The 13,752-nt window shown below is 65.6% G+C and carries 1 protein-coding gene (only partly in view); it reads right to left on the reverse strand.

Annotated elements, in window-relative coordinates; all coding sequences use genetic code 11:
- Positions 1-13,752, reverse strand: the 3' end of a protein-coding gene (locus K8O92_09045; protein UAK34019.1) for an alpha/beta fold hydrolase. It continues 28,428 nt past the right edge of the window; 13,752 of the gene's 42,180 nt are visible here — the last part of the coding sequence; its start codon lies off the right edge, out of view; its stop codon occupies positions 1-3.

Below are 13,752 nucleotides of genomic sequence, written 5' to 3' on the forward strand. Positions count from 1 at the left end.
TCACAGTCGCCAGGAGCGGAGAATTTCGAGTTCCGCGCGTGGCGGCAGTAGGTCGGTGTGGCCGGACAGCTGACGCACCTGGATCACGGCCTCGCTGAATTCGGTGTGGATGAATTCGATCTCTCCACGCGTGAGTAGTCCGGCGGCGGCCAACGGCGCCAGCTTGACGGTGTCGTTCATGACCCGCTTGAACTTCTCGAGCCGGGCGAATTTGACCATGTCGGGGCCACCTAGTTCGCGAGGCACCTCGATCTCGGGAATGAGATGGCCCAAACGGGCCCAGTCGTAGGCGCTCGGACCGGTGACGGCGAGCTCCCAGTCGAGCAGTGTTACGCGTAGCTCGTTGCTGATGAGGAAGTTTCCCTCGTTCGGGTCGGCATGCAGGATGTGGTGGCGGGACTCCCGCATCGATCGAGCATCATCGATCAGCGGTTCGAAAGGATTGCCGCCGAGCAGGCCGAACTCGTCGAACAGGTGACCGAAGCGGTCATAGTGCCGTCGATAGAAATTTTCCGTATACCAATCGATATGGTTCAGGTACCACGCGCCGGTGTCACCTCTGGCGACGCCTGGTGGTGCCAGCCGATCCAGCAGTGGATGGTCCTCCGGCATCGCGCGCAGCTGCTCGTGGATGTTCGCGAAGGTCCGCAGTATCAGGCCCTGATGGGACCGGATGGTTCTTCCGTCGGCTCGCCGAAATGTCTCGGCGAGATTGTCTCCCCTCGCGAGCCTTTCGATGAGAATTGGCGCCGATTCGTCGATGAAGCGCCCGTCCGGCATGCGGCCGGTGATGACTTTCAGCAGTTGAGGTGCGTTCCGGACGTATTTAGAGATGACGAGGAGGGTTTCGTGCTCGGGTCCGAAACGGGGGTCGTAGCTGCCGGTATCGGGTATACCGATGCGCAGGACCAAACCGAGGTCTTCGAGAATGACTGTCGTGTTATAGGTTCCCGACAGCGCATCATGGAGCAGTGGTTGTGCTGCTCGGTACACGGTCAGACCCTCGTCGCGAGTCATGGTCCGTCCCCGGATGCCCTCTAGCGGCCGGTATTCGTGCGCTGGGAGCAGCTGAGACAGATCGCGGACGGTGGTGGGGGTCTCGATCAGCGGAGCGGCTGATCGGCTGGAGGCGTGTGTTGCGGATTCGATATCGGATCCGCCTCCGACCATGATCAGTCCGATGGTATCCGGATCGCCGTGCCGGTCGCGGTGCGGGTTGAGCGTGTACACATGTTCGGTGCCGATATCGAGCTGACTGGCGGTGGGCAGCGGGTCGCCGACCGAGCCGGGAACAAGGACGATCTGGTCCACAGCTCGACTCAGCTGCAGTGTATCGGCGGCCGAGCGCAGCACACCGATACCGTCGCCGTGCCCGATCAAGGTCGAGAGACGCACCATTCGATTCCACATTTCTGCGCTGCCGTCGAGGGCCAATTCACGGGTTGCGTCGTAGGTGATGAGTTCCCGCGCCACGAAGTCCCCGGCTATGTCTAGGGCTTCGACGAGGCTGTCCATCGCCGTGGTGTCCGGCTCAGCGGTGTGCGAAGTTGCCTCGATCCCTCGCGGTAAGCCGACTGTGAACATGATCGCCACGCGGTCGCCGCGCGGCGCATGCTGCTGCGCTTTCTCGTACTGCTGGCGAGCGTGCTCCGACCAGTGCGACAGATCGGCTACAGGTGCGTCGGCTCCGGTGACGTTGAATGCCATGAAGGATGCGCTGTCGGCTTCGCCGATCGAGACGACAGCTCGTCCCGTGCCGCCTTCCGCGACGGGATCATAGGAGACCAGCAGCACCGGTGGCGGGCTGGAACCGGGGATGGCGAGTCTGTGGGCACCGCGTCTGACCTCGGCCAGATGGTCGCGCAGCGCGTCGAGTGCATCCCGGCGCTCGGGCGCCACGCGGGGGGACTCGAGGTCCCGGGCGAGCGACAGCCGATTCGCCAGATCCCGTGCCCGGTATTCGATGCCGGGGGCAGCCCCGATGATGTGGGGATACTGTCTCAGCACCGCCAACTGCATCAACGACACCGAGAAGTCCGTGGCTCCCGCAAGCAGACTGCCGATCGTTACGGTCCGGCTGGTCCATCTTCCGAGCCGGTCCCACCATCGCATGTTCGCACCGACGCTGTCGAAGGTGTCCTCGAACAAATCGCTTCGGCATAGCAATGACCGAATGTCGGCCTCGGATCCCCGGACGTTTCGCAGCAAGTCCATCGCGGTTGCGACAAGGGCACGCTCGTCATCGGTGGTATCCCAGTCCCGCGGCAGGTCGGCATTTGGACGGTTTCGCAGAGGGGCGTAGTCGATCCCCGGCTGCTGACTACCCAGCCCCCACAGCGCCCGTACTCCCCAGGAAAACGAATCGGTGATGGCGGAGTCCGAGCCGATGCTGAAATAGTCCGACAGGGTTTCATGTATGCGCCGCGACCGAACTTCGGGCGATCGGCGGGAGTCCGCGGCCATGATGTCTTCGTACAGTCTGTGTATCTTGTCGGCGACGTCTTGGAGCGCGTAGATGGCAGAGCTGTCCGTGAAGCGTGTGGTGGCCTCGGCCAGCAGGCCGTCGACCTGGCTCAGATATTCCAGGCCCGCGGCGGAATTGCTGGTGGGGAGCAGGTAGAACGCCGCATCGAGCAGATCCGGCAGTGCAGTGGCGACAGTCGCGGCGAACAGCCGGTCCGAGCCGGTTCGCGCCCGATCGAGCGCCGCGGCGTGAATGGGCAGCGACTGAAAGATTGCGGCGTACCTCCGAGAGAAGATCTCACTGGATCGCTGCCGTAGCAGCGCGTCCAGAACTACTGCCCAGTCCGTGACCATTCGAGCCGTCGCGTTGGCGCGCACCCCGCTCCGCCGGAACGACTCCACCAGCGGCACATGCTCCGTCGTGAGGGCGGCATCCGGCGGGAATGAGCCTTCCTCGGGCCAAATACTGTGCTGGCCGGCTTCTTCGATATAGCGTGCAATTTCCGCGATATGCGCAGGGACCGTATGGTGCGGAGCAGCCACCGACCAACGGCCCTCAGTAGACGTGCGGGTCACAGCGAACGCGGCGTCGAGCACGGCCGTCATGGCGGCGTGCAGGTCGGCGACGGTGCGACGGTTCGCCCGCAGCCAGGACCCGATAGCGAACAACTCCCGGTAGGTGGTCGGCGCGGTGGTAGGAACGCTGTCGCCGAGCCGGAGAGTCGCTTCCGTCACGAGCGCGCCCAACAGACGCGCCGGATTGGTCACACTGTCTGTCACCGACGGCGGTTTGCCGCGATGGATGGCAGCTATCTGTTCGGTGACCGTGCGGGTGATGCCGACCAGCAGGTGGTGGAGGTTGTCGTCGGAGAGGCGTGCGGCCCAATTCTGGAGGGTGTCGAATGTGGCCTCGACACGGAAGGTCGACAGCGCAGCGCTGGCAATTCGCTCCGCTTCGCTTCGCCCACCGCCGAACGCGCCGCCATCCGGGTCACTCGGATTCGCGGCATGCGCCACCACGCCGTCGGGCACACCGCGCGGCACGCCGCCGAAGGGATCCGCCACTGCCGGTGGCGGATCGAAACCGAGCCCATCCAGACCGCGGGCACGGTGCGGCGGAAGATCCAGCACCGCAGCCGGATCGAGCGGCGCATGCGTGCCGGGGCCGAGCGCTGGCGCCTGCCGGGAGGTCCTCGGGTCGTTTGCCACGACTCCCGAATCGATCAGTGGCGCGGGCAGGCTACCGGCCCTCGGAGTGGTGTTCGCTTCTTCGGGAGGCGACACCTTATCCCCGGACTGCACTGCGACCGTTGGCGCCGGGGTGTGGGCGGTTCTCGCGAAAGCTCCGTCCTCCAAACGGTTCGGGTCGACGGCATGCGTGAACGCAGCGCGTGGCACTCCGCGTGGCACTCCGCTGAGTGGATCCGCCGCCGGGTACAGCGGATCGAAACCCAGCCCATCCAGACCACGGGCACGCTGCGGCGGAAGATCCAGCTCGTAGTCCGGTACCGAGTCCCATCGGCCGCGTGCCCAGTACATCCACTTCGGAAATGGCAGTGGGTCGGATTCGGCGCGCCGGATCGCTTGTATCCGCTGTTCGTCCTGCCGGAAGGCCTTTTTCGCCCACGCGTCTCGTTCGGCACGGAAGTGGCTCGCTATGACGGGCAGCGCGTCCATACCCATCATGTGGGAGACGCCGCGGAAGAGATACAGCTTCGATGTCGGGATCAACCTGGCGTTGTTATGGCTGTGGTCGATAGGTGAGAATTGGTCCGAGGTGCCGTGCACGATGTCTACCGGGACGCGGTACCGGTCGAACCGGATTCCCCAGTGGCCGGTCAGCTGAATGGCGTCGTCGGCCCATGCTTGCAGGTAGTTGCGCAACGCGCGTTGATAACCGCGTGCGAGCTCATCGCGGTGTGTGCCCACCCACATGTGGTCGATCGTGGTGAAGGCATCCTGGTTGTAGCGGAGCAACCACTCCCCGTCCCGCGCGATGTTCTCGGCCATCTCGGTGAGCGTCGCGGCCATGGCTTCGGTGTCGGGCCTGGCATAGATCCGCTGGTTCGCCTCGGCCATGCCTGCCATCCACTCACCCATGTCGTCGAGCCGCGGAGCGGTACCCACGAGGGAGACGACGCGGTCGACATGGTCGGGGTCGAGCGCGCCGACCGCGATGGCCACCGATCCACCGCCGGACCGCCCGAGCACGGAATAGCGGTCGAATGCGAATAGTTCGGTCGCGATGTGAATGATGTCGCGGGCGCAATCGGCCACGGTGCGCCCGGGCAGCGGATCCGAGTCGCCGTAACCGGGTCTTTCTACGACGATTACCGTGAATCCGCGGTCGTACAGTTGCCGATGATCCGGCAGCGGGCCATCGACTCCGACCGGTGTGCCGGGCGAGAGGATGACCGGGTAGCCGTATGGATGGCCCTGTAGGCGGAAGTGAACAGTCCTGCCGTCCGGCATACGGGCGGCGTAGAGCTTCGCAACGCGGTCCAGGTCGGCGGTCTCATCGTGTTCGGGGACAGCTCGTACTACCTCATTCGGCAGTGCGGCTCGGTGGCCTCCATAACGGGCCCGCTCGCGCCGCGCCTCGATCGAGTCGTGTTCCGGCCGAATGTGATTTGCTGGCATAGAGTTTACCGGAGCGTTCTCTGTGGTCGTGCCTGTGTCACTGTCGGCGAAGTCGCTCGCCCTTCTTTTGGCAGCGGCGGCACCCCGCTGCTCCACCTGTTCGTTCTCGGGGAGAAGCAGTCGACCGCCCGCGTCGGCTTGCTCGGTCCATTCGAAAATTGTGACGAGGACTTCGATGTCCCCCACTTCTTCCGCGCGGCCGGCGTCAGCGGCAAGCTCGGCGGTGCGGTCGATCAACCGTCGAACCTCGGCCAGCCGGTCTTGTGCCTCGGCCGGTGCCACGGTCGCGCGGACGAGAGGATAGTCGAGTAGTCCTTTCATGGCGTCACGGTAGGCCCGTTGGTAGGCGCGTTGCGGATGGAAGACAGCGTCCATCGCCAGCTGGTGGTCCGGGCCGGCGACCACCGGCACGTCGTCGATCACCTTGCCGGTAGTGCGCAGGCGGGCGAGTTCAGCCTCGATCTTGTCGTAGGCCCGATTCAACCTATCCGCGCTGATCGCCTTGTCCTCCCGATGGCGTTGCACGGTGATTCTGTTCATCTCGGTCAACCGCGCCTGTAGGGCGCTGATGCGCTGGGTGGCCTCCGGGCTGGGTTCGACCGCTGCACCTCGTTCCGCGGCTGGTGTTTCTGGCTCGCGACCGCGAGGTTCGGGCGCGGTCGGGCGCTTGGAAGCAAGGTGGTGCGCCGTCGAGCCGTCACCGGCGGGGCCGGGCGGAACGATCAGCTCGCCGCCGCCCAGGCGGTTGTCCACCACTGGGAGAGCCGCAGCGGAGTTCCGGCAGGCCGCACAGTTGTCCAGGTGTTCCTCGACCTCTGCCCCCATCTTCCGGCCCAGGCCTCTGAGCGCCCACATGCCGAGCTGCTCCACTGTGGATCGGCATGATTCCGGCAGGTGATGGGAGAGCTCGTGCAGCAATACCCGGCCGGCCGCCACACCCTGACGGCGCAAGTACGGTCGGACTACGTCGTTCAAGTACTGCACCTCGAGCCGCTTGGATGCGATCTTGTCGAATATGGCAACCGTCAGATAGCGCGTGAGCAGGAAGTCGGGGGACTGCGGTTCCAGCTCTCGGCAACCGGGATAGTGCACAGTCCACAGTGCGTCGTGGCTGAACATCAGCCACAATGCGTACTCCTCCGGAGTGAGGACGGGATCGCGGCCCGCCACCATGAGGTTGTAGCCCTCGGCATAACGCCCCGCCACCATGAGGTTGTGCCCCTCCGCGCGTAGCAGGCGTCCCCCGACGTAGGCCAGCTCGCCCCGGCGAATCTGTTTGGTCTGGGGCAGCTCATCCCCGGACACTCCCCGCCAGAACTTCTCGAAGGCCGTCATCTCCTCCAGGTCGGCGCGATTCGACTCGCGTACCGGCGCGTCAGCCCGCATGGTCCGCTTCTTGACGGCATCGATCTCCCCACGGCCCGGAATGACCCGCCGTTGCTGGAGCGTCGCCGGTCCGGAAGTCGCATTGGGAGCCGTCAGCAGTCTCTCGGCCCCGAGGGTCAACCGTACGGCTGCGTCGACCCCCGCATAGAGCGGAGTCCGTCGAATCGCGCGCCTCCTCATCCAAGCTTTTCGCTCGCTGCTTTCGATCCACTCCCGGCCGGACAACTCACCCTCGCGAGGCAGCGGGAATTCCCAGAAATACCAGAAGATTTCCTTCCACGGACGCAGCCGTTCCATGAGTTCTTCCAGCGATGGATCGGCGGGCAGCACGTGCGCGGCGGGCACGATCAGGCTGCGGGTGAGGTCGGCGGGCACTATCAGGCCGGCGGGCGTTATCCGAATAATGCCGTTGCCGGAGGTTTCACCCCTGGCGGGGGCAGAATCGGCGTGGGGCGCCTTGTCCGGCGCGCTTGTGCTGGGGTTGTGGTCGGGAGGGAGTGCGGCCGCGTCGGCCGGCCGTAGCGCCCGCCCGCGGGTCTTGTCGGGGTCGGCGTAAGGGTTGTTCTCACCGAGCTTTTGTTGTCGCGTTTTCAGCGTGCTGCCGCCGTCGCGACGGGTCAGTTGCAGGGCGTGTGTGGTTTGCGCGTCGAACGGTGGATTGTTCGGGTCGAATACTGCTTTGGGCTGTTGTGCCTGCCGGTCGTGGATCCAGATCTGTTTGCCGTCGTTGTACAGCAGGAAGAGGTGTCCGACAGTCGCACCGACTGGTAGGGCGTTGACCAGCATCCCCGCGCCCGGCTCCGAGTTGGTGAGGACTCGGGCTATTTCGGCGAGACCGCCGTCGAACCGCCGGTGGTGCGTCCCGGCCAGCCAGGCCACCGCCGCTGGCGGAACGGGTCTGTCCACGTCGACGGGTTGTTGTACGTCGAACCCGAGATTCTCGGCGTCCGCGAACGCTCCCTGCACACAGATGGGGTTCACAGCACCCTCGGCCAGCACAGCTCGGTATAGCCGATCCTCGAATTGGGGCCGCGGTCGTTGCACCGCGTGAGCTTGTTCGAATGCGTAGGCGTAACCGACCAGCTCCTGCTCTGCGAGGCGCGGTTCCTCCGGGGCATTGCCCGTGGGCTCGTGCGGGATCACGCGTGGCGTTACGAACGCAGCCGTGGGTGTGGAATCCCGCATCAACTCGCCTGCGGCTCGGAAGAGAACCTCCGGGTCGCCGCCGCGGGTGGGGAAGACGGACTCGGTCACCATGCCGGGGCCGACCATCCGCATGCCCAGTTCGGTTTCGTAGAGCGTGTGGTGGTGCGGAATCATGAACGCCGCCACTGCTCCACGGAATGCGTCTGTCCACTCCGGCGGCAGCCCCAGCCAGTTGTACCGCGACATCAAGCGCGCGGCGCTGCCGGAAATCCCCGCCGCGAGCGGAATTCCGCGTGCCATGGCGACTTCACGGAACCAGGGGCTGTCGGTAACGAATTCGACCAGTGCCACGCCGGGGCGCCAAGTCAGGGGAACGGCATAACGCTCCGGGTCCAGGGCAAGCGCCGTCGCGGCGTCTACCACTCCCGCATCACGGAAGACGAGCACAGTTTCCACCACGGCGTTGCCGTCGTCATCGCGGACGCGTCGGCCGTTCTCGTCGTAGCGGTAGATCGGAAGTACGTGGCTGACCGTGTCATCCTCGGCCCGCAACGTGGCTTCCAGCTTCGTCGCATCCACCCGGCCTCCGCGACGAGGAAGCGTCGTGCCGGGATCGAGCCGGTCGATGCGCAACGCGTGCAGTTCATCCGGGACTGCCTCTAGTTCTCGTCGCGACAGTGGCATTCCCAGCAGCGCCCAGTCCTGGACCGTCAGGTGCCTGCGCAGCATCATGTCCGGTGTCCGGTTCTTGCTCGCCTCGCCCCGCAGTTCGTACTCGGTGAACGCCGCACGTGCCGCGGCGCTGCTCAGCACCGCGTGACTCACGTCGCGCAAATCGCCCGCCGAAACCGTTGATTTGTCCCGCAGCACGGATGCCCGCACATCGCGCAGTGCGGCGACGTTCAGCCCCAGTCCGGCCGCCTTCTCCTCCCAGCTGGTCTGATTCAGCAGTTTCGCCAAACCTTCGTCCAGCGTCGTGCCCGCGGCGGCTACTTTCAGCTCCGCGTTGCGTATCATCGCGTTGAGTACGGCCGACATCAATTCGCGGGGATTACCGTCGCGCCGCAGTTCCTCCAACGAAACCGAGCGTTTGACCATGCCGCCCCATAGTTGGTTCTCCGGTGCGTAGAAAGCGGCGTCGATCTGCTCCGGCGTGGCCTCCGGGTGTAGGGCTTTCAGCAGTTCCCGCAGCCGGTCCAGCACCGCGACCGTCACTTCCCTGGTTTTCGGCCGGTGGTAGAGCCGACGCCCCAGTTCGACCTCGACCCCCATCCGCAGTGGTCGCCATCCGGGACCTTCCGAGGTCTGGGGCAGCGTGACGGGTTCGGTCGTTGCCGGATCGCCCTGCTCCCTACCGCGAGCGAATCCACCGCCGTCCGCGTGTGGTTCGGCCAGCCGGTTGATTCGTTGGTGCCGGGGAACCGGGCCGCCACGGTCCCATGGATTGCCGCGGTCGTCGAAGGGATCGACGAGGTCGGGAACGTCGCCGATCAGGCCGACGCGCGGGGGAGCGGCTGGCCTGCGGATCGGGGCGGCGGTTCCGTCGGCCGGTGCGGGTCCCCGCCTCGCGTCCGCTTCGCCGTCGACTGTTGCGGATCGTTGCCGGTCGTCGGAATCGGCGACAGTTTCGGAGGACACCGCCGTTTCCGCATTCTCTGCTGTCGCCTGGAGGTACAGCTGATCCGCGAACTGGGGCCGCGGCCGTTGCACTGCGTGGGCCTGCTCGAATGCGTAGGCGTAGCCGATCAGCGTGGGTTCGCTCCATGCCGCGGCCCGGAAGGTTATGTTGACATGCTCTCCGGCTGGATGGTCGGGAGTGGCCGGCGTGCGGCCCGCTGGGACGATGATGCACGGATAACCGGCCTTGTCGCCCATTGTCGTTCCGTACTCGTAGACGGATACAAGTGCGGTGAGTTCGTGCTCGGCCATCGCCGCGTCGATCCGGATTTTGCTTTCGGCGAGGTCCAATTGGAGGTCTGCCTGGTATTGCGCCGTGTCGGCGCTGTCCGCGCCGAGGTCCTTCGCCTGCGCGGCGATGAGGAGGTCTTGGCCGTATTTGAAGGCTGTTTCGGCGTGGGCGTTGTTGTAGGCGATGATGTCGGTCAAGTCTTTCATCGGAGCGTCAGCGGGGAGCTGTGAAAGATATGTGTTCAGGTCTCGCTTCATTTCGTAGGAGAACACGCTCGAATAGGCCGGGTTGTGGTCTTGAAAGCTGTGTGAGGTGTCCAGATCGACAGTGATCAAGGTGGCGCCCCGGGCCTTCAGCGTGCTCAGCGCCGCATCCCACAACCGACGCTTCACAGTGCCCTCTGGTTCAACCCCTACCGTCAGGACGCCGATGCGGGCACCGCGGAGTGCCTCCGGATTCAGGTCCGCGGTGAAGTCATGGCCCGCAAGGGGATTGTGCGCGGTGGCAGGGTCTCGTGGATCGACGCCGACGAGCGCCGTCAGCAATACCGCGGCGCCGGTGACGTCCGGACTGTGCGCTCCCGGGGAGTCCCGGGTGGTGGACATGGGCACGGCACCCACGCGGGGCACAGCACCGACAGTGGGTTTGAGCCCGACTATCGAGTTCCAGTTGGACGGAGTCGTAATAGAGCCGGACGCTTGGGAGCCGATGGCGAGCGGCACAAGCCCGGCCGCGACACTGACGGCAGATCCTGAGCTGGAGCCCCCCGGGACCAGAGAGACGTCGATCGGATTGAGGGTCTGACCGCCGTAGGAGCTGTACCCGTATGGCAACGCGCTGCTCAGGGAACTCCCGAACTCGGTGAGATTGGAGTGGCCGAGAATCACCGCGCCCGCCTTCCGCAACTGCGTCACCAGCGCGGCGTCCGTGGCGGGGTATGAGTTCGCCAGAGCCACCGAGCCCGCGGTTGTCGGCATGCCCGCGATATCGATGCTGCCTTTGATCAGGACCGGCACCCCCAGCAGCGGGCCGCGCGCGGCGCCGGTCCGCCGAAGTTCGTCGGCGCGGGCAGCCTCCTCGATCGCCCGCGGATTGATGCCGATCACCGCGTTCAACGCCGAAAGCTTCTCGATGCGATGCAGACACCACTGGGTCAACTGCACGCTGGTGATCCGGCCGCTTTCCAGCTGTTCGATCAGCTGCGAGCTAGTCACCGATACGAGGTCTAGCGCTGGTAACGCGTTCGGGCCTGCCGTGCCCTCCGGATCGCTGCCCTCGACGCCTTCGTCGTTTCGCAGCGTGATCGCGGTGACCAAGGTGCCGTGCTGGAGGTGGAAGCGGCCCGAGAGGGTGGTCAGCGATGGGTCGGTCGCCGCGTCGGCTGTCAGCCGCGCTCGGAATGTCCCAGCCGGGGTGTCGGCGGCATCGGGATGGAGGGTGATTTCCACCTGGTTGTGCCCGAGCTGTTGCCCGGTCAGCCGGTGGTACAGGTCGATGACGTTGTCCTTGGCCGAGATCACAACCGAATCCGGCTGGAATCGAGCCGCCGCGTGATTCTTGGCGTCCAGGCTGATCGCTCGGTACGTTCCTGCGGGGGCGAGCGCCACGGCGGCATACTTGTGCGTGCGTGCGGTGGCACCGGTGAGACCTCCCGGCCAGAGCGGTGAACCATCGTCTCCCGTCCGAATCGGCTCGTCGCCGTAACCGAGCGCCTGGAGTGCCTGCTGGGCATTCAGCCATACGCTCAACACGGAGCTGCGCTCGTTGCCGAACGTTTCCACCGCATGGATGTCGTCCGGCAGTACGTGTCGGATCAAAGCCCCGTCGGTCGCAGTTTCGACGGACGCTGGGATTGCGTCGTCCCCCCTTACCCCCTCGGGCGATTCGACGTGCTGTGGCGGCGCTTCCCGCTTCGGGGCCGCCACCGCGTGGTCATCACCGTCGAGTAGTCCGAGGCGCAGTGCTTTCATGAAGCTCGGGATCTTCCCGCGGACGCCGAGTTTCTCGCCCAGACTTACCCGGCGCTCGCTGATGCCGCGTACCGTCAACTGCTGCCTTTCGGCGATCTGCTCATCCGTCAACCCCCCCGCTGTCAGGCGGAGCAATTCCATGTCCTTGGCGTTGAGACCGAAGAGATCCGGTGTCGCGGAGGCGGTGACGACGCTGCTGAGCAGTCCGCGACGGCGTGCCTCGACCACCGTCGGAATCGACTTGCTCACCCCCAGTCTTGTGGCGGCTGTTATTCGGTGGTAGGTGACCATCCGTGGTTCCATGCCGAGCACGGTCGCGATCTCGCTGAGCGACAGACCTTGATAAAGCAGGGTGAGCACGGTGATCTCCGAGCCGGTGAGGCCACCGCGACCGGGCAGCATCCGAATCTCCGGGGCTGAAGTGCTCGTGTCGGTTGCCTCGTCCTCACGCGATTCCGGGGACGTGAGCGAAGGCGAGTCCACCCCGGGCCGGGGATGCAGCTTGGTCCGGATACGTGACTGCAGAACCCGTACAGTCGAGGCGGCGATATGCAAACTCTCTGCGATCTCAGCGACTGTCCGGCCCGCCGCCTGCAGTCGGTTCACCTCGAGTTCTCGATCTGTCAGGGCTCGACGAGGCGTCGGCTCGACCGGCAATGTCGCGCGCACACCCTGTCCGGCGGCGATGGCGATACCCAACGCGCGAGCCGCGCCCCACAGGACCGGAGACTCGTTCGCGGGATCACCGGGCAGACGCAGCTGTGTGGCCGTCGTTGTCCGGTGCGCGGTCTGGAACCGGCGCAGCGGGGCTCGGTGATATGCGGGGAGGGCACCCAATTCCCGTCGCAAGTCCGCGGTGGTCGCCTCGTTCCACGCCGCGATCAACGGGTCGGACTCCGAGAGACTCGCGCCGAGCACCAGAAAATGCTGGACACTCCGCCACATTTCGGCGATCCGGCGATGCTCAGCGATGACGTTACGGGCAACGAGGACGACCCATTCCTCGAGACTCCGATCACCGATCTGGCCGAGATGGGCGACCACATTGCCGGCAACCTCTTCGAGGATCTCAGGCGCATGTCGGCTCCCGAGTGCACTGCCGGCCAGCTGAACGACGCGGTCGCCGAACACTTCCTGAACGCGGTGGGTGGCCTGCTCGGCGTGGCCGTTGGCGATATCCTGCGCGATGAGTTCCTGGAGCTGATGGGACGGCGCCGTGTGCGCGTTGGATTCAGGCGCAGGACTTGTGGCACCGCTTTCAGACGCCAGGATTCGATCAACCGAGTCGTCGCCGGTCTGCCCGGCGCTTCCGGTCGAGCGAGATGCCGACTCGTGTGTCCCGGGACTGGCGGTCTCGGCGCTTTCACTCGAAGTGGGTCGGGATCCACGTCCACCGATCGCCCATCCCTCCGGATGTGGGCCCATCGCGTGGACAAGGCCGGGATCGAACCTCTGCCCACGTGGTTGCGGCACCGTGCCGATGTCCCAGGCTCTCTGCTCGGCAATATCCAGCGCCGACCCGGCGGCGCCTGAGCGACTTTCTCGCCCCGCACTGGGTGGTCGGAGCGAATCAGGCGTCGCAACCGGAAGGTCGGTCACCACCGGGTGGTGGTCGGCCGTCTCGACCGCGGCCGCCCGTGCCGCGGTCGGCCACTGCGTCGCTACGCGGTCTTTTGCGGTCCGGACCAGTTCCTCGTCAGCCGCGGTCGGTGGGTCCGGCACGACGACGACGGTGATGTCGTCGACTTCTCCTTCGGCGTCTGCCCCGTCGACCACCTCGGACGCGATCGCGCCCGGATTACCGGCGTGACGGCTGACGGCGTCGCCGAGCGTCTGGAGGCCCGGCATCGTCTTCACCGCGCCGTCAGTGACTGTCACCGCGACACCGCCGCGCGGCACGGTAATTGTGCTGTCCTCGGCGACCACGGGCGCGTCGATGTCCTCCGACACCAGAACGGTCGTGATGTATTCCCCCGGCGCGGCGTGTTCGTTGGCCCCCGCCGGGATTCGGCCTTCCCGTCCGAGCGCGTATTCGATGGCGTGCCGGTAACCCTCCAGCCACGGGTTCCGCTCGAGCGCCACGCGCTCGGTTATTCCCCTCTCCTTCGCGAACATCCGGATGGATGAGTGGTCCTCGGTCAACCACATCGCATGCCGACCGTCCGTGGACGCCCAGCCCACTCGACTGTCCCCGACCCACCCAATGGTGAACCGATCCGATTCCACGATCACGACCGC

The sequence above is a fragment of the Nocardia asteroides genome, from assembly GCA_019930625.1.
Taxonomy (GTDB): domain Bacteria; phylum Actinomycetota; class Actinomycetes; order Mycobacteriales; family Mycobacteriaceae; genus Nocardia; species Nocardia sputi.